Source organism: Mycoplasmatota bacterium, assembly GCA_018394295.1.
In the GTDB taxonomy this organism is placed as follows: domain Bacteria; phylum Bacillota_I; class Bacilli_A; order Haloplasmatales; family Haloplasmataceae; genus JAENYC01.
In genome coordinates this window covers 2,514,370-2,532,374 of sequence record CP074573.1, presented here as the reverse complement: position 1 = coordinate 2,532,374, position 18,005 = coordinate 2,514,370, and the positions used below count along the sequence as shown (strand labels likewise).

The following is an 18,005-nucleotide window of genomic DNA, read 5'->3' as shown; positions in this document are numbered from 1 at the left end:
TATGAAATTAATCGATCAATATGTTTATGCGGTAGTTAGTAAATTACCAGAAAAACAAAGGGCTGATATTGCTGAAGAAATAAAAACACTGATTGATGATATGAAAGAAAAATATGCTGATGAAGTTGATGAAGAAAAGAAAGTTGAAAAAGTACTTTTAGAATTAGGTGATCCTAAAAAACTTGCTGAGCAGTATTTAGATCAAAAACGATATTTAATTGGACCTAAAAATTTTGCTAATTATATATTTATGTTAAAAGTAGTTTTCGGTTCTGTATTATTAGCGGTTACCATCGCTTCATTCGTTGAAGCAGTTTTAAATACAGATAATAATTTTGTATCAGATATATCTTCATATTTTACAATGTTAATATCGGGATTACTACAAGGGTTTACTTGGGTTACAATTATTTTTGCGGTATTAGAATATCAAGGAATTGTATTTGATGAGAAGAAAGATGAGACATGGGATCTAAAAAGTTTATCTCCTATTCCAAATAAAAAGGCAGTTATTTCACCAGTAGAATCAATTGCAAGTATATTCTTTATAACAATATTTACATTTATTTTATTTTTCATTCCAGATGTAATAGGCGCTTATATTCCGGAAAACAATGAAACCATTATGATTCCACTATTTAATTTAGATAATTGGGAAAATTTTAAATATTTGATTTTAGGGATATTCTTTATCGGTATATTACGAGAAATTTTAAAACTTATCTATGGTAAATGGAATCTTCAATTAGCCATTTATTATTCGTTATTGACAATTGTATCAATGGTTTTATTTATTGTTACCTTTTCTAATCCAGATATCTGGAATGCTAATTTTGTTTCAGAAGTAAAAGAACTAATGGATTTAGATGTTAATTTCACGGTGAGTACACAAAATGGTATTGGTGTTTTTATTATGGTGGTTGTTATAATTAATGTAATTGAAATAGCTACATCAATGTATAAAGGGTTAAAATATAATATTTCTAAATAATAGAGGATTATGAATAAAGAAAAACGGTTTTAATTGATAAAACCGTTTTTTTAATCATTTAGTCATTAACAATATTTAATTTAACATTATCAATGTATATTTCACCTGTAGGGCTATTGCCATTATCTTGACCAAACATAAGTCTAAGATTAGCGTTTGTTGATGATAATAGTGGGGTAAAGGTAAAAGAAATCTGTTGCATTTCTCCATCTTGTATACCAACATTTATTGTTTGGGTATCTAATATGACTCCTAATACTTGAAGAGTTGGATTTAATTCTACAATATCGATTGAAAAGAAGGTATTAGCAGTTCCACTAACTAATAAAGAAATTTCATAGGTTTGATTACTATCTAATTCCAAATTAGGTTTATATATATTTGGTGAAGATAACATGGTTGATGCTGAGGTCATAATCACTTGCATTCTTTTCAAATCTGGGTCAATTATAAATCTAACATCTGATGGATAATCAGCATAAGTTGCATGGCTCCAACCTACCATATTATCAGTAAAGTCACCGTTTGTTAATAGGTTATCAGATTCATCTTCAGGATACATTACAACAACACGTCTATCAACAGAGAAGATTTCATTGTTTTCATAGTGTGTTTGATAGGTAACGATATGAACACCTAATGGTAATACATCACTTTCTTCGTTTGTTTGTACGGTAGAAGTGATATCACCTTGAGTAGAAGAAGTAAATGTTACGCCATCAAGGGCATCAAAAGATTCTCCTAAATAAACATGGGCATCTTCTAATCCTACATAAGTAATTACTTCATCATTTGAACTAGTTTCAGTATCAGTTTCATCACAACCAACTAAAAAGCAAAGTATAAAAAACATAATGCATATAAAGATTTTTTTCATATAAATAAACTCCCTTTCAAGATTATTTAATCCGATTAGTATAATATAATGATTGTTGAGTCGAAATATGTACTTTAATGTCATATTAATTTATGAATTGATGTAGTTTTTAGTTAGATATTTGTGAAAAAATTGATTAGTTACAAAAGTACTGTAAAAATAGAATTAATTTGTTATAATGAAGTGACAAAAGATAATTAATCCTAATAAAAAAGGATGATATATATATAATTAAATAATTTAGGAGGGTTTTAAAATGGAGAAAGTATTAAAATCTAGAAAAGAAGTAGACCAGTCACTGACATGGGATTTGACGGCCATATTCAAAACAGAGGATGATTATCATCAGGCTGTAAAAGAAATGGAAAAAATCGCACATGAAATTGAAGACAACTATAAGGGAAGATTGGATTCACCAGAAAGTATTAATTCTTGTTTAGACAAAATGAAAAAGTTTGTACAATTACAGATTTTAGCCTCAACTTATGCTAGTTTATGGGTAGCTACTGATCAAACGGATAATGAGAGTAATAGTAGATATATGAAACTCATGAATATTTTATCAAGTTTAGAAAGTAAGTTGAGTTTTGTTAATAGTGAAATAATAGAAGCAGATGAATTTGTGATTAATGAAGCGATTAAGCAATCACATGAAAATAGTAACTATTTACAAGAAATTATGAGATCTAAAAAACATTCACTTAGTCCAGATGTAGAAAAGGTATTATCTTCATTATCACCAACATTTGATTCTTTCTACACGATTTATAATCAAGCAAAGCTTGCTGATATGGACTTTGATAAATTTCAGGTAGATGGAAAAGATTATCCACTTAGTTTTGTTTTATTTGAAAATGATTGGGAGTATGAAGAAAATACTCAAATTAGAAGAGCTGCTTTTGATGCATTCTCTAAAAAATTAAGAGAGTATCAAAACACATTTGCGGCAGTTTATCAAGCACATATCCAACAAGAAAAAATAATTACATCACTTCGAGGGTTTGATTCTGTATTTGAGGGTTTATTATTTAGTCAAAAAGTAGATAGACCATTGTATGATAGACAAATAGATATTATTATGGAAAAATTAGCACCTCATATGAGAAAGTATGCGAAATTAATTCAAAAGGTTCATAAATTAGATGAAATGACTTTCGCTGATTTGAATCTTGTTGTAGACCCAAGTTATGAACCAGATATTACTGTTGAAGAATCGAAAAAATATATTGAAGAAGCCTTATCTGTATTAGGTGATGATTATTTAGAAATGATTAAAAGAAGTTATAAGGAACGTTGGATTGATTTTGTACAAAATAAAGGAAAATCTACTGGTGCATTTTGTTCAAGCCCATATGGGGTCCATCCATATGTTTTAATCTCTTGGTCAGAAAAAATGCGTGAAGTATTTGTTTTAGCACATGAGTTAGGTCATGCTGGTCATTTTAGTTTATCACAAAAGAATCAAAACGTATTTGATACAAGACCATCTTTATATTTTATCGAAGCACCTTCTACAATGAATGAGATGTTAATGTCACATTATTTGATAAAAACAAATGATGATAAAAGATTTAGAAGATGGGTATTATCATCCATGATTAATAGAACCTATTATCATAATTTTGTTACCCACCTATTAGAAGCAGCATATCAAAGAGAAGTGTATAAAATTATAGACCAAGGTGGAAGTATTCATGCAGCGAAATTAAATGAATTAATGAAAGAAGTACAAGAAAAATTCTGGGGCGATTCAGTTAGAATGAATGAAGGGTCTGAACTTACCTGGATGAGACAACCACACTATTATATGGGATTATACCCTTATACTTATAGTGCTGGACTTACGATTTCTACACAAGTAAGTAAAAGAATTTTAGAAGAAGGTCAAAACGCAATTGATGATTGGAAAGAGGTATTAAAAGCAGGTGGAACAAAGACTCCAGTAGAACTTGCAAAAATGGCTGGTGTTGATATTACTACAGAAAAACCACTGCTTGATACGATTGAACACATTGGAAATATTATTGATGAAATCATTTCTTTAACTGAAGAGTTAGAAAAATAAATAATTAATAAAGGTATCCAACTAATAATGGATTATATTTATATAAGGATACTACTATTTATGCAAATCAAGGAGAATTCGGAGGTAAATTAACCTTTTATACGAATGATAATTTGCCTTCCTTATTAGATACATTTGAAGATATGCTACCATAAGAAGGGGGATATGTATGGATAAGATTAAATTATTCTTACAATTTCTTATAATATTATTAATAACTGTTTTCACTTATCATAATTTTGCAAATGTTATTTTAATTTTAATTTGTACTTTTGTTTATTGTAATATCATTGTATTATTTAATAGAAATGTTAAAATAAACTATAAACGATATATATTTTTTGTTTTTATATTTTCTATATTTCTATGTATATTATTAGTTTTTAAAAATCAAATTATAACACTAGGAAAGTATCGAGATATCACATACTTTAATATCTCATTTTGTCCACCAGTTATTTTATTATTGTATCTATATAATGTCTTATTAAAAAAAATACAATAATGGATATAATATTGAATAACCAATAGCGATTTCTTAAGAATATGAATTTTATTGTAAAAGAGATTTCGAAAAAGAAAAAATCCTAATACAAATAATGAAAGAAAAAAATAATACCTTAGAAAAAAATAAAGAGTGAGTAATAGTAAACTCACTCTTTTTAAGTTTTCATTCTTGGCAACGTGTGGTGCAGGAAAAACTGCAGTTTTTTTATACATTATAAAAACAAGTGAATATGTGTTTAAATATAAGTCTGTGGCACGAATTTGGCACGATTAAATTGGTATTACCCATAAAATAAAAGAAACCACGGTATAATTTAACGTGATTTCAGCATTTTTCGGACACTAGAACATAAATAATATAAGCATAGAAATTACCGCCATCTCCACTATTGAAATCCACGACAATGTGTCGTGGATTTTTTGCGTCGATTTTTTTATAACTGCCACTTAGTAGACGATATTACTTATTATATTGAATACGAAAAAATATTAAAAAATTCGAATTTATCTTGCATATACCTAACAGGTATGTTACTATTAGGTATAAAGGGGGGTGAAAAAATGCAATTTGTAATATTAGGATATCTTATGGTAATGTCTTTAAGTCAATATGATATAAAAAAGACTTTGGAGCAGAAAGTATCTCCTTTTTATTCAGCTAGCCTAGGAAGTATCCAACCGGCACTAAAAAAACTTCTGGATAAGGGATTAATTACTGTTGAGAAACAGGTACACAATGGACGGATGAGGAACCTTTATACGATTAAAGATGAGGGAAAAGCTTACTTTAGAAGCGCAATGCTCAAAGAAATACCTGAAAGAAAGATTGAAAGTGATGTATTTATAAGGATGTATTTTTTGGGTGTGTTAGACATTGAGGATAGGTTACTGTGCCTAAAGATGATGTCAAGAGTATGTCAGTCAATGACCACTGAGTATACACAGTATGAGGAGTTATTAAAAGGATATTTCTCTGGTGAGCAAGAACCTTTAGAATACTATGGAATGAAGACCCTACATATTGCAATTAAACAATTTAAAATTGCTAATATTGAGCTTGCTAAGTTACTTGCTGAGGTAGAGCAAGAATTATTTATTAATAAGGAGGAATAGTATGCTAATTCAGGTTCAAGAGGTAACAAAGGTTTTTAAGCGGAAAGGATATAGGGTGATAGCTAATGATAATATATCTTTTGAAATGGATAGGGGAGAAGTCTTTGGATTACTAGGGCATAATGGAGCAGGAAAGACAACAATAATTAATCAGATTATGGGGTTATTAAAGCCAACACAAGGTGACATCTTTATAAATGGTAAGTCTGTGGTTCGTTCACCAAAATTTGCGAGACAACTTTGTTCGGTTCAACCACAGTCCCAGATTCCGCTTAATGAAATGACTCCCAAAGCAGCGGTAACCATCATGGGTGAAATGAGGGGGTTAGATAAGGACACAGTTAAAAGGCGTAGTGATGAGCTGTTTGAGAGCCTTGGTATAACTGAATGGATTAACAAGCCAGGTGAAACATTATCAGGTGGTGTTAAAAGACTAACTGCATTCTGTATGGCAGCAATTGCTCCTGGGGAACTGGTGATTTTAGATGAGCCAACAAACGACGTGGATCCAGTTAGGCGAAGGTATCTATGGGATTATATCAGAAATATTACAAAGGACGGAACCTCGGTCATTTTAGTAACCCATAATGTCTTAGAGGCAGAAAAAGTGGTAGATAGGGTTGCCATTATGGATAAAGGTAGTTTTGTAACCCATGGGAATATAGGTGAAATTAAGAAAAAGGTGGATAACTTGCTTAAACTAGAGATGAATGTTGTTAGAGGTTTTACAAATATTGAGTTACCAGAATGGAGTCTGTCAAATAGATTACAAAACTCTAAATTAGTTATTGAAATAGAACCTGAACATGTCCAACAATCAATAAGTTGGGTGACAAGAAAGGTTCAAGAGGGAGGAATAATCGACTATTCCATTTCGCCTGCTACATTAGAGGATATATATGTAGAGCTGACTAGAGAGGATGGGGGTGAAGCTGTATGAGTATATTCACAGAATTAAAATGTGTTATGAAAATGCAGTTTCTTAGACGTTCAGGTATGCTAACTACCTTCTCTTTGCTATTTATTTTTATGTCGTTAGGAATTATTACTGGTTTTAATTTTTTGATAGGAGATGCAACACCAGAGGCGATTTTATACCTTTCAACAGGAGCGCCTGCCTATATTTTAATTGTATGTGGATTGGTAATGCTACCTCAGCAGGTTGCAATATCAAAAGGTGATGGGTATATAGATTACCAACGTACTTGGTCTGTAAGACGCCCTGTTATTTTAATAGCAGACACAATAATATGGTTATTAATTACTATTCCAGGTATTATACTATCTATTCTATTTGCGCATTTTATGTATGACCCAGGATTCAATTTTTCATTAACAGTAGTTCCAGGTGTGTTATTTACCGCCTTGACTTGTATTGGTATAGGCTATGGAATTGCATTTTTCTGTAGGGAAGAAATAACCATGATAATTACTCAGATTATTGTTTTTGGTGCACTTATGTTTTCGCCAATTAACTTTCCTATCCAGAATCTACCAGAGTGGTTACAGTCTGTTCATAGGGTTTTGCCTATATACTCAATGGGAGAAACAATGAGGGCATCTTTGGCTCAAACGATATTCACTGCCTCTATTGGGCATTATATTAATTTGGCTATATGGTGTGTCATTGGTTTTGGTGGTTCTATGCTTGTGCTTAGTAAAAAAAATTAGTGAGCTAGGGAGGTCTTTCTGTTTTGAACCGTATTATAAGGAACGACTGTTGTTACAGAAGTAGTGGATTACAAGTGGCTCGACCCATCTCCAGTGCATTATGTAAACATGAGACAAGGTACACCCCAGGGTGGCCTGATTTCGCCAATATTAGGAAACATATATTTACACTTTGTATTAGACCTATGGTTTAAGAAAGTTGTTAAAAAGTATAGTAGAGGTGAAGCGCATATCGTCCGTTATGCGGATGATTTTGTATGTTGTTTTCAATATAAGGACGATGCTGAACGATTCTACACTAACCTGATACCACGATTAAAGAAATTTAACCTTGAAATTGCGGAGGATAAAACCAAAATCATTGAGTTTGGTCGATTTGCTGAAACAAATAGAAAAGCAAAAGGAATGAGAAGACCGGAGACATTCAACTTTCTTGGTTTTACGTTCTATTGTAGTAAAAGTATAAACGGCAAGTTTAGGGTGAAATTGAAAACTAATATAAAGAAACTGGTTGTTAAAATTAAGATAATTAAAAAGTGGATTAAAGAAAACATGCATATGGATGTAAAGGATTTTATTAAACGGATAAATCTTAGACTAGATGGACACTATCGCTATTATGGTGTAACTGATAGTTATAAAAGCATAACAACATTCTATTATGAAGTTTTAAAATGCTTTTATAAAACACCTAATCGAAGAAGTCAAAAACGAAGTTATACGTGGTGTAAATACAAACAATATATAGTACCACAAATCATGCCACCAAAACTATATGTAAGTGTGTTTTACTAACTTGAATACAGTGTGAAGAGCCGTGTGCGTTAGTTGCGCATGCACGGTTCTGAGAGGGGCATAAATAGAGATGTCTATGTCTACTCGACCCATTTAAGTAATTAATATTGACACAAATTGTGTCAATATTTTTTAAGTGTGCCAGGCATGTCTATTAACTAGGTGGTGAAAGTCCACTACACGGGAAGATGACTAAAGTGTTAGCCAAGTACAAGGGCGCCTATTGCGAAGTAGGGTCTGAAGGAAGTAGAAGGCAAAATTTTGGCTCGAGGAACACGAATCACATCAGGCGGGTATTATGGATGAGTTTGCTTAACAAAACAAAGTCCGTAGTCATCAAAGCAATAATACACGTAAATGTGGCGAGTATATGAAATGAAAGTGAATAGACTTACCCTGGGAGATCTCATGGACACGTCACGAGCGTGGTTGAAAAAGATTTATCGTGAGAAGTCAGCAGAGCCATAGTAGGGTCCAAACCGAAGGGCGAAACAGTATGTTTAATTGTAAATGTAAATTATAAGACTATATGAACAGTAGAAAATCAGGATTACCTGCCTAACTTCGATGGTATCGTAAGGAACCTAGGAGCCTTTAGGACAAACAGTATGGTCTTAACAATGAAAGGAGCAATTACTAATGGAAAATCTTCTAGAATTAATCTTAAGTAACTACAATTTAAATGAAGCCATCGCTAGAGTAGTGAAGAATAAAGGTGCTGCTGGAATTGATGGGATGAATGTTGAACAAGGAGGATTACATTTTATGAAACATGGTGATGAAATTAAAAGAGCCATAAGAAATAGAAAGTATAAACCTAACCCCGTTAGGAGAGTAGAAATACCAAAACCTGATGGTGGGGTAAGACTACTAGGAATACCAACGGTTATAGATAGAATCATTCAACAAGCCATTAATCAAGTGCTATCACCAATATTTGAGAAACAATTTAGTGACTCTAGTTTTGGATTTAGACCAAATCGAGGTTGTCATATGGCAATTGAGAGAAGTTTAATGTATTTAAATGATGGTTACAAAGTTATAGTTGATACGGATTTAGAGAAATTCTTTGATAAGGTTAACCATGATAAACTCATGCAAATATTATCTTTAACAATTAAAGATAGTGATTTAATGAGTTTGATAAGGAAATATCTAGTTAGTGGTATCATGATAAATGGAGTCGTAATAGATAGTGAGGAAGGAACACCACAAGGAGGACCATTAAGTCCATTATTATCAAATATCATGCTTAATGAACTAGATAAAGAGTTAACTAAAAGAGGATTAAGATTTGTACGATATGCCGATGACTGTAATATATATGTAAAAAGTATACGTGCAGGACAAAGAGTAATGGAGAGTATAACTAACTTTATTGAAAAGAAGTTAAAACTCAAAGTTAATCAGAGTAAAAGCAAAGTAGATTACTATAATAAAGGAATCAAATTTTTAGGCTTTGGCTTTTACTACAATCCCAGGCACAGACAAGTTAGAATCAAAGTACATCCAAAATCAATTAAAAGAATAAAAGAAAAGATTAAGAAATTAACATCTAGAAGATGGAGTATCAGTTTAGATTATCGGTTACTCAAAATAAAACAACTTATAACAGGTTGGGTTAATTATTATAAAGTAGCCGATATGAAATGGTTATTGATAAAATTAGATGAACAAATAAGATTTCGTGTAAGAATGTGTATTTGGAAAGCATGGAAAAAGATTGGGAAACGATTTAAATCCCTAAGGAAACTAGGCGCAAGTCGTCAAAAGGCTTGGGAATACGCAAACAGTAGAAAAAGCTATGCGCGAATCGCACATAGCTTTATCTTAACAACTACGATTACAAATAAAAGATTAGAACATCGTGGTCTAATATCAATTTCTTAAAATATTTCATTAAAAACTTCTCCTTTTTCTTAAAAATTTTATGCAATTTTAATTTTACCATAATTAACCATTATGGTAGTTATGTTCCGAGTTCTGGGATAGATTCTGAGAAAATTTCTACATTATCTGGAATGGGAATTAATGATTTCGGGTTTAGATTGAATTTAAATATAATTCCAGATCCTTCAACTTATATAATAAAAGTGTACCCACATAACAACAGTAGTACAGGCAATTATACTATAAATATTAATAATATTGATCTTCATATATCAAAGGATTCATGGGTACATATGTATCCAGATTCAACGGTTTTAAATACATTTACTACAATAGGGGAAGACCTTGTTATAGATCCTGAAACTGGTTCAGGTTATTATAAATACTCTTATTATGATATTGATGGCGTGAAAATATATACTGCTTTTTATCAATGGGAGCTAGAAACTTATCAAGAAGGTGGTAAACATAATACTTATATTGGAGTAATATTTACTCATTCAGAAATATATGTTTACGACCCGCTCAAAAGATCAATAAATTGGTTTGCTCATGAAATTCGTGGCAAATTAACAGATATTAAACTGACATTTAATTCAGAACAATACATTCAAAATTTCTCTATTTTTGATGAGACATCATCTGAAGGTATTAAGAGTAATATATATGATGTTGGTATTGTGTATGCAAAAAATTATTTATTATCAATACCTATGACAATAGTAGAAGCTGCTATAGAAAATGGAGAATATACTTATCAATCACATGTATTCAAGTATCAAGATAAATATTTCGAAACAAATGATGTAAATAGATTGAAAGATAATAATGTGTATTCAATGGCATTTGTTACAGGAAATAATCAATACTTGAAAATGAACAAAGATTCTGTTTCACCAAGTGAATTTATAAAAAAGAGACAATCACATTTAAAAATGAATGTGGTTACTGAATATCCAGTGTTATCTTTTGATTATAATATTTCATTCAAATTACTGCTTGAAGCAAGTATCATTCCACATGATTACTTACAATATAAATTTGAAAATGGAAAGTTACAACATTCATATCATTAAATAATATTTTACTATAGGAAACTATGTAAAGGAGATAAGTAATGCGTAAATTAATTGCCCATTATATATATGTTTTAATTGCAAGTATACCTCTTAGTATATTGTATGCTTTCATTAATAAATTAAAAATTTTTAATCCAATCTTCATAGTTACAATAATAACTTTAATAATTATTTGTGTCTTATTTATATATATTTCAGTTAATCTAGCTAAAAAGATCCCATCATATTCTCTTGGAAAATATAGAAATAAACTCTATTTTTGTTTTATATTGCTATCTTTATTACCATTAGCAAGTAATATATATTTAGATTTGAGAGTCTATAAAATCAATTCAATGAATGATTTCTTTAAGATAGAATGGAACCCAGGTGGGAACTACTATTTAGGAAATGATATAGATTTCAACGATTTTACGACTACTAAAGGGTATGTGATACCAGAATTTACAGGTACTTTAGATGGTAATGATAAGACAATCAACAATTTACGATATCCATTATTTTATAAAGTTAAAGATACTAGGGATAATAGTGGTATTGTTAAAAATCTTAATTTACGAAATGTTAATATAAAGATAGAGGATAGAAGATTTGCTGCAGGAGCTGTAGCGTTACAAAATTGGGGCACTATCATAAATGTACACGCTATTGGGGAAGTAGAGGGTATTGAAAAAGTTGGTGGATTGGTTGGAATAAATAATTCAGTGATTGAACAATCCTCTTTTAAAGGTATAGTTAGGGGTAAATATTTCACTGGTGGAATTGCAGGGATAAATCACGTAAATATTAGAACAAGTTATACTGAAGCGAAAGTAAATGGAGTGGATATCGTTGGCGGAATTGCAGGTTCGAATGACGTAGGAGGTGTAGTAGAGAATTGCTACACCATTGAAGATGTTAAAGGAGAAAAAATGGTAGGTGGGATTGCTGGTACGAGCTCAGGTAGTATATCATCATCGTTTGTTATAGGTAATATTATAGGTAGAGAGATAGTGGGAGTTTTATCTTTCGATGAAGTAAACAATAAAGGATTTATTTCTGGTAAAATAATTTCTAATAATTATCATTTTGAAGATAATATCTTTTATATAAATCCATCCATTAGTGACATACCAAATGATAAAATAATTACACCTGCAAGCATGACGAAAGATTGGTTTATTAATGAATTAGGATTAGTTGAGTTAAATTGGGATTTTACACCATTAATTCGTAATGAGTATCCTATCTTAAAAGAGGTACCGAATCAACAAAGTATAATAATTAGTTAATAGTCACCATAAAGAGTGAGAAAAAATAATCTCACTCTTTTTACGTTTTCATTCTTGGCAAGGTGTGGTGCAGGAAAAACTTATCGTTTTGATTCAGATAAAGGTAGAAGGCATAAAATAAAAGAATTTTGAAAGAACTTTATTTTATTTTTATAATTTCTAGTGATATAATGATAATACAAGAGGGAGGGGCTAAATAAATGAAGAAAATTACAGAATTATTGGCATTGGTAATTATATTATTATCTATCGTTTATGTGTTCATAATTGCAATAATTAATGGCACAAAATGGTATACTACATTATCCTTATCAATTATAATAGTATTTTTAATTTATTATATAAGATCACGTTCAGATGAAACAAAAAAAACACTAAAAAGAATAAATTTCATAATAAATGTTATATTGTTAGTAGTTATAATTTTTGCTATCTTTGTTTTGTTCTTTGTATTTTTATATCCACCAGGTTTACTAAAGGTAGAAAATACTTTATTTCATGACTCTACGGTATTATTATGGTACACAGGCTTATTATTTTTCTCAGATCAATATTTAATTAGAACTAATATAAATTCCAAAATTGGATTAGTATTTAATGGGGTCTTTTTTGTGTTAACTACTATAATGTTATGCTCGAGTGTACCTTACTATATTAGGAAACTATATGTGTTATCAATTGATGATTTTAATTTAATATTATCATTATTATTTGCAGTTTCTTTATACATTATCAAAACAAGTAAATATGTACTAAAAAATAATTCTGTGGCATGATTTTGGCACGATTAAATTGGTATTACCCATAAAATAAAAGAAACCACGGTATAATTTAACGTGATTTCAGTATTTTTCGGACACTAGAACATAAATAATATACGCATAGAAATTCCCGCCATCTCCACCATGATATCCATGTCCATATAGGAATAATAAAATAAATATATGTATAGAAATGACAACACTTGTAGTTTATAATAGAAATACAGGAGTTTTAATTTATACAAAATTATGTTTTTTTACCATTAAAAGTGGCAAAAATGGATACGGGTTCGGAGCCAGGGGATCCACCAAACGTATTACATAACGGTAGGGGGGATATTAAAGTACTTAATAACTAAATGTCCTCGAAAACACAAATACTTACGAGTATAATTTAACCAGTAATTATAATAATTTAAAAAGTAAAAAAATTAATAATTAAAATAGTAGGAGTTTGTTATGGGAAATGTGAGTTTAAGGGAATTAATACGTGAAAATAAAAAATTGAAGGATGAAAACTGGATAACAGTTTTCTATCTAATTGCTAAATTAGATGTATTTTCTGTTGAAAAATATCATGAAGAGATTATGTTAACGGATTTTTTAAGAGAGATTACCAATGATAAAGGTCTATATTTTAATAAATTGCTAGCAACAACCGCTGAATTGGACAGAAATGTTGCGTTAGAATTATCTAAGCTATTTCCAATCGATATGAAAAATAGTTATTTAGCTGAATTCTTAAAGGCAATTCGACTTAGGGCAGATGATAAAAGTATCGATGAAGTCAATTTAGAAAATGTCTTTATTAATTTTACTGATTTAGGCATCACTTTATTTAAGGAATTACGTTTTCCCTCTAATGAAGATACACAAAGTGAAGCTATAATTTGGGAAGCTATAAGAAATGACAATCTACAAATGGTAAAAGCGTTTTTTACTAATGGAGAGCTTAATATTGATGTGCGAAATTACTATAATGAATCACTTTTACATTTGGTTGCTATTGAAAATGCAGTTAATATATTACGATTTTTAATCGAAAATGGTTTAGATATTAATGATGAAAGTGATGAAGGTCTGACGCCATTACATAAAGCTTTGTATTCGAAGGGATTTATGGCCGCTAAATTACTTATTGAATTAGGAGCAAAGCTTAATCATCAAGATAATTACGGGAATACACCAATCCATATTGCTTGTTATCAGCAAGAAATGGAAATTATTAAAATATTAATCGATCATCAATCAAAGCTTAATCTAAAAAATAAACAGAATGAAAATCCTTTATCAATTGCGATAATGTTAGATAATGTGGAAATGATTGATTATTTATTACAAAATGGCGTGAATCTAAAAAATTATCAAGAAAAAGTTTATTTTTGGGTTGCTTCATTTAATTCTCTTAAAGCTTTTGCTTATTTTATGCAACTAGGTATTAAACCAACAAATATCTTTAATAATCATAACTTTTCACCTCTTCATATTTCAATCTATTCTAAAAATGATGAGATAGCAAAAGTATTTATTGAAAATGGATTAGATGTGAATGCCAAAAGCAAGGATTTATTAACACCCCTTCATCTTGCGGCGATGGTTGATTCAATTGAGATGGCTGAACTTTTATTAACTCATCAGGCATTACCTGATGTACAAAACGATAAAGGTCTCACCCCTTTACATATGGCTGTAGACCGGGATAATATTTCTATGATTGAGTTATTAATAAAATATCATGCAAATTTGAATATCAAATCTAATCAACATCTGACGCCGTTTTATCTCTCTATTTATACAAAAAATTTGGATTTAATAAAACTATTAATAGATAATGGTGCTGATATTAATACCGTAGCTAATAAAAATGGTGCAACTCCGTTGCATGATGCATGTGATATAGGTGATACTTCGATTGTTAAATTATTAATCAAAAACGGTGCTTTTATAGATAGTTTATCAACAAATGGAATAACACCGCTACATAATGCAGTTCTTAATAATCATTATAAGGTGGTTAAAATACTAATACAAAATGGTGCAGGGATTGATTACACCGACGGTAATGTCACAACACCGCTTCAAACCGCAGTTTATAAAGGTTATAAAAAAATTGCAGATTATCTAATAATAAATGGCGCTAATACCGCAAAATTATCTCAAGGTATTTATAAGAATAAGCTGGTCCATTATCTTTATATAGCTTTTTTGTGGCTGGTAATTATCGTTTTAGGCGGATTAATAATTATATTAATTTTTCTTAAGATATTTTGTATTTCGGGTTCATTGTAAAATGAAATTGAACAATAAACAAAGAGAGAGAGAAACAATATTATGAAAAAGGCAAAAAAAAATATGTTGTAGGCAAAACTGTATTTTCCCTTAAATATTTCTTACCAAGTATGTTTATTTTATCATCAGTCTTAATATATACAGGTTATTCAAATGAAAAACCGTTTGTATATGTATTCTACGGATTACAAGCATTAACTATTTCTACCTTTATATATACTTTATTTATTCCTATTCATTCAATTACTTTTGATGAAGATTCCCAATCACTAATCATCTATGGTGTATCGAAAAAATTACCTACTACTAAACAGGTGATACCATTATGTAAGATTGTTAATGCTTATGGAATCCCATCAGATTTTTCTATATTTGCCAATAACCAAAATACAGGTATTTACATTAAAACTCGTGATCAAAAAGTAATAAAAATGATAAATACATCTAAACCTGTAAAAGTTGCTGAAAAGATAAATGAATTATTAAAGAAAAGAATTGATAGGTACAAATTATTAGAAAGAAGTACTGTGACTTCACTACCTGATTTAGAAGTGATTGATGCTGTAATGATTTGGATGTACAATAAAATAGATAATTGGCATAATGAGTATAGTATTATAACTTCACTACCAAAACCATGTCAATATGTATATTCATGCTATAATATTGTTAATGAAGTAAATAAAGGGGGTATAAATCTACTATATTTTAATCAAATAAAACAACTTGCACAAATTGCTCAAGAAGGTTTTAATGCTATAGGAAATAAAAAATTAAGTGATTTAATGGAAGAAGCCAATAAAATATATCAAGATAATAAACCAGTAATTGATAAGTATAGCGACGGAACAAAGGAAAGTTATATTAATTTATATAATGAAGATTTTTTTGATGATCTTGATTATTCCTTTATTGAAGAAGAAGTGCCATCATTTGAAATTAGTTTAGTAGCATATATTAGAAAAAATGAAATTTATTTCGGAGAATAAGTAATCGAAATTTAATTAAATGTTATATGTATTAATGAGCAATATCGTTTCTAGTCTTTAAAATCCAGTAAAATCGAGGTTTTTCGTGTAATTTAAATTTAGTTTTATTTAAAACAAGTTTCAACATTAATGACAGTAATTTATTAATAACCATTTTTAGAAAGTTATTTTATGGAGGAAAATTATGGATGATTGTTGGGAGCGTTCAATACCCATTTATTCTTTGACAAAGGAATCATTGGGTAAAATATTTGATGAGTTTAATAAAAGTAAAGTATTAGATTATAAATCAATATCGATTGGATGTAGAAATAGTAATTATATGGTATTAACTTCGGAAGGAAAATTTCTCTTAAGAATATGTGTTGGGCTTAGTAAGAATGAAGAAGTTATCTCTAGGGCGCTTGATGATTATATACATGTTCCTAAATTATTATATTCAGGAACAATAAATAGAAAAGAGTATCTAATTTATGAATATATAGAATCAATTTCAATGCAGTCTTTATTAAAAAAAGGTTCTTTGGATGATAAACTAATAAAACAAGTTGCCAAAACGGCTGCACTTATCCATCAAGTGGATAAAAAAAGGCTTTGTGGCTTTGTTGAAGCAGAATATCCACCATTTTCTACATGGTATAATTTATTTCTTGATAACCATTATGTGATTGAACGACTTGGAAATAAAATAGTGGATAGCGTTAAAACACTTGTTAAACATTCTGAAAATCAATTAAAGAAGATTGATAGTTATCAGTCTTTTATTCATAGTGATTTTAGACCTGCTAATATGTTAGTTGATAATAAGCAAAGAGTATATATTGTTGATTGGGAATATTGTGGGTTTGGACATTCTTTAGGGGATATTGGACAGTTTTTTCGTTATCAAGGATTATTTAACGATCATCAAATAAAACTATTTGAATGTGAATATAATCGTTATGCTAAAGTTAAATTACCAAAAGATTGGTATGATTTAGCTAAATTACGAGATTTAATTAATCCCCTACAAATGCTTGGAGGTAAAAATGATTTACCTTTAAAATATAATGATTTAAAAGAAATCATTCTAGATACATTAACCTATTTTAAAGAAAGGGAAATGATTTAATGAATATTGGATATGATTATTATGAATCACCAATTGGTAAGATTTTTGTGGTTATTTCTGAAAATGGAGTTTCTAAAGTAGAGTTATTTGAAGACAAATGGAATGACTATTTAAATGAAAATCATTTAAATAGAAGAAGCGATTTGTGTCAAGAAGTAATTAAACAAATCAATGAATATTTCCAAGGAAAAAGAAAAGAATTTACAGTATCTATAGACATAGAAGGAACTGATTTTAGAAAGAAAGTTTGGCAAGCACTAAGTAATATTCCTTATGGTGTGACAAAGTCTTATCAAGAAATTGCTGAGATAATTGGAAATCCTAAAGCTGTAAGAGCAATTGGTCAAGCAAATAAAAGTAATCCACTACCATTAATTATTCCTTGCCATCGTGTAATTGGTAAGAGTGGAAAATTAGTTGGTTATGCTGGTAGTAGAATTTCTACAAAAAAATGGCTTCTTCAACATGAGGGGTTTGAACTGAATGAGCTTATCAAAGAGACTATAATTGACTAATATTGTCGAAAAGATTGTGAAAGTGCTATTAATATAGTACTTTTTTTGCTATAATAGTTAAAGATTAAAATAGGCGGGTGA

General features: G+C 29.8%; 15 protein-coding genes and 1 pseudogene. 15 read left to right on the top strand and 1 reads right to left on the bottom strand.

Annotated elements, in window-relative coordinates; genetic code table 11:
- Position 1: 1 nt before the first annotated feature.
- Positions 2-991 carry a hypothetical protein gene (locus KHQ81_11755; protein ID QVK17517.1) on the top strand — a complete coding sequence of 330 codons (990 nt, stop codon included), beginning with the start codon at positions 2-4 and terminating at the stop codon, positions 989-991.
- Positions 992-1,049: 58 nt separating this feature from the next.
- Here the strand turns inward: KHQ81_11755 and KHQ81_11750 are convergent, their stop codons facing one another.
- Positions 1,050-1,868 (bottom strand): hypothetical protein, encoded by an 819-nt coding sequence (locus KHQ81_11750; GenBank protein QVK17516.1) that lies wholly within the window; start codon positions 1,866-1,868, stop codon positions 1,050-1,052.
- Between the two features lie 256 nt (positions 1,869-2,124).
- On the opposite strand from KHQ81_11750, the gene pepF reads away from it, so the two are divergent.
- From pepF to KHQ81_11680, 14 genes and pseudogenes are all read left to right on the top strand, one after another.
- Positions 2,125-3,933, top strand: a complete 1,809-nt coding sequence (pepF, locus tag KHQ81_11745; GenBank protein ID QVK17515.1) for an oligoendopeptidase F — start codon at positions 2,125-2,127, stop codon at positions 3,931-3,933.
- A gap of 169 nt (positions 3,934-4,102) precedes the next feature.
- On the top strand, positions 4,103-4,438 hold the full coding sequence (locus tag KHQ81_11740; protein ID QVK17514.1) for a hypothetical protein: 336 nt from the start codon (positions 4,103-4,105) through the stop codon (positions 4,436-4,438).
- 563 nt (positions 4,439-5,001) lie between these two features.
- Positions 5,002-5,553, top strand: a complete 552-nt coding sequence (locus tag KHQ81_11735; GenBank protein QVK17513.1) for a PadR family transcriptional regulator — start codon at positions 5,002-5,004, stop codon at positions 5,551-5,553.
- Position 5,554: 1 nt separating this feature from the next.
- Entirely contained in the window at positions 5,555-6,493 is a 939-nt protein-coding gene (locus KHQ81_11730) for an ABC transporter ATP-binding protein (GenBank protein ID QVK17512.1), read from the top strand.
- Positions 6,490-7,224: an ABC transporter permease gene (locus KHQ81_11725; GenBank protein QVK17511.1), complete on the top strand. Its 735-nt coding sequence runs from the start codon at positions 6,490-6,492 to the stop codon at positions 7,222-7,224. The genes KHQ81_11730 and KHQ81_11725 overlap by 4 nt, the downstream gene beginning before the upstream one ends.
- 123 nt (positions 7,225-7,347) lie before the next feature.
- Positions 7,348-8,019 (top strand): annotated as a pseudogene (locus KHQ81_11720) (group II intron reverse transcriptase/maturase).
- 639 nt (positions 8,020-8,658) lie between these two features.
- Positions 8,659-9,909, top strand: a complete 1,251-nt coding sequence (gene ltrA, locus KHQ81_11715; protein ID QVK17510.1) for a group II intron reverse transcriptase/maturase — start codon at positions 8,659-8,661, stop codon at positions 9,907-9,909.
- 158 nt (positions 9,910-10,067) lie between these two features.
- Positions 10,068-10,985 (top strand): hypothetical protein, encoded by a 918-nt coding sequence (locus KHQ81_11710; GenBank protein ID QVK17509.1) that lies wholly within the window; start codon positions 10,068-10,070, stop codon positions 10,983-10,985.
- A gap of 41 nt (positions 10,986-11,026) precedes the next feature.
- On the top strand, positions 11,027-12,259 hold the full coding sequence (locus KHQ81_11705) for a hypothetical protein (GenBank protein QVK17508.1): 1,233 nt from the start codon (positions 11,027-11,029) through the stop codon (positions 12,257-12,259).
- A gap of 200 nt (positions 12,260-12,459) precedes the next feature.
- The gene (locus tag KHQ81_11700) at positions 12,460-13,035 is read left to right on the top strand and encodes a hypothetical protein (GenBank protein QVK17507.1); all 576 of its coding nucleotides are present in this window, start codon (positions 12,460-12,462) and stop codon (positions 13,033-13,035) included.
- Between the two features lie 444 nt (positions 13,036-13,479).
- A complete protein-coding gene (locus KHQ81_11695; GenBank protein QVK17506.1) occupies positions 13,480-15,309 on the top strand; it encodes an ankyrin repeat domain-containing protein in 1,830 nt (609 codons plus the stop codon).
- 110 nt (positions 15,310-15,419) lie between these two features.
- Positions 15,420-16,298: a DUF4375 domain-containing protein gene (locus KHQ81_11690; GenBank protein QVK17505.1), complete on the top strand. Its 879-nt coding sequence runs from the start codon at positions 15,420-15,422 to the stop codon at positions 16,296-16,298.
- A gap of 184 nt (positions 16,299-16,482) precedes the next feature.
- A complete protein-coding gene (locus KHQ81_11685; protein ID QVK17504.1) occupies positions 16,483-17,409 on the top strand; it encodes a phosphotransferase in 927 nt (308 codons plus the stop codon).
- On the top strand, positions 17,409-17,924 hold the full coding sequence (locus tag KHQ81_11680; protein ID QVK17503.1) for a methylated-DNA--[protein]-cysteine S-methyltransferase: 516 nt from the start codon (positions 17,409-17,411) through the stop codon (positions 17,922-17,924). Before KHQ81_11685 ends, KHQ81_11680 begins: the two co-directional genes overlap by 1 nt.
- The last annotated feature ends 81 nt before the right edge of the window (positions 17,925-18,005 follow it).

Coding starts and splice junctions, on each gene's coding strand:
- KHQ81_11755 (QVK17517.1), top strand. CDS start 2: ATGAAATTAATCGATCAATATGTTTATGCGGTAGTTAGTAAATTACCA.
- KHQ81_11750 (QVK17516.1), bottom strand. CDS start 1,868: ATGAAAAAAATCTTTATATGCATTATGTTTTTTATACTTTGCTTTTTA.
- pepF (QVK17515.1), top strand. CDS start 2,125: ATGGAGAAAGTATTAAAATCTAGAAAAGAAGTAGACCAGTCACTGACA.
- KHQ81_11740 (QVK17514.1), top strand. CDS start 4,103: ATGGATAAGATTAAATTATTCTTACAATTTCTTATAATATTATTAATA.
- KHQ81_11735 (QVK17513.1), top strand. CDS start 5,002: ATGCAATTTGTAATATTAGGATATCTTATGGTAATGTCTTTAAGTCAA.
- KHQ81_11730 (QVK17512.1), top strand. CDS start 5,555: ATGCTAATTCAGGTTCAAGAGGTAACAAAGGTTTTTAAGCGGAAAGGA.
- KHQ81_11725 (QVK17511.1), top strand. CDS start 6,490: ATGAGTATATTCACAGAATTAAAATGTGTTATGAAAATGCAGTTTCTT.
- ltrA (QVK17510.1), top strand. CDS start 8,659: ATGGAAAATCTTCTAGAATTAATCTTAAGTAACTACAATTTAAATGAA.
- KHQ81_11705 (QVK17508.1), top strand. CDS start 11,027: ATGCGTAAATTAATTGCCCATTATATATATGTTTTAATTGCAAGTATA.
- KHQ81_11700 (QVK17507.1), top strand. CDS start 12,460: ATGAAGAAAATTACAGAATTATTGGCATTGGTAATTATATTATTATCT.
- KHQ81_11695 (QVK17506.1), top strand. CDS start 13,480: ATGGGAAATGTGAGTTTAAGGGAATTAATACGTGAAAATAAAAAATTG.
- KHQ81_11690 (QVK17505.1), top strand. CDS start 15,420: ATGTTTATTTTATCATCAGTCTTAATATATACAGGTTATTCAAATGAA.
- KHQ81_11685 (QVK17504.1), top strand. CDS start 16,483: ATGGATGATTGTTGGGAGCGTTCAATACCCATTTATTCTTTGACAAAG.
- KHQ81_11680 (QVK17503.1), top strand. CDS start 17,409: ATGAATATTGGATATGATTATTATGAATCACCAATTGGTAAGATTTTT.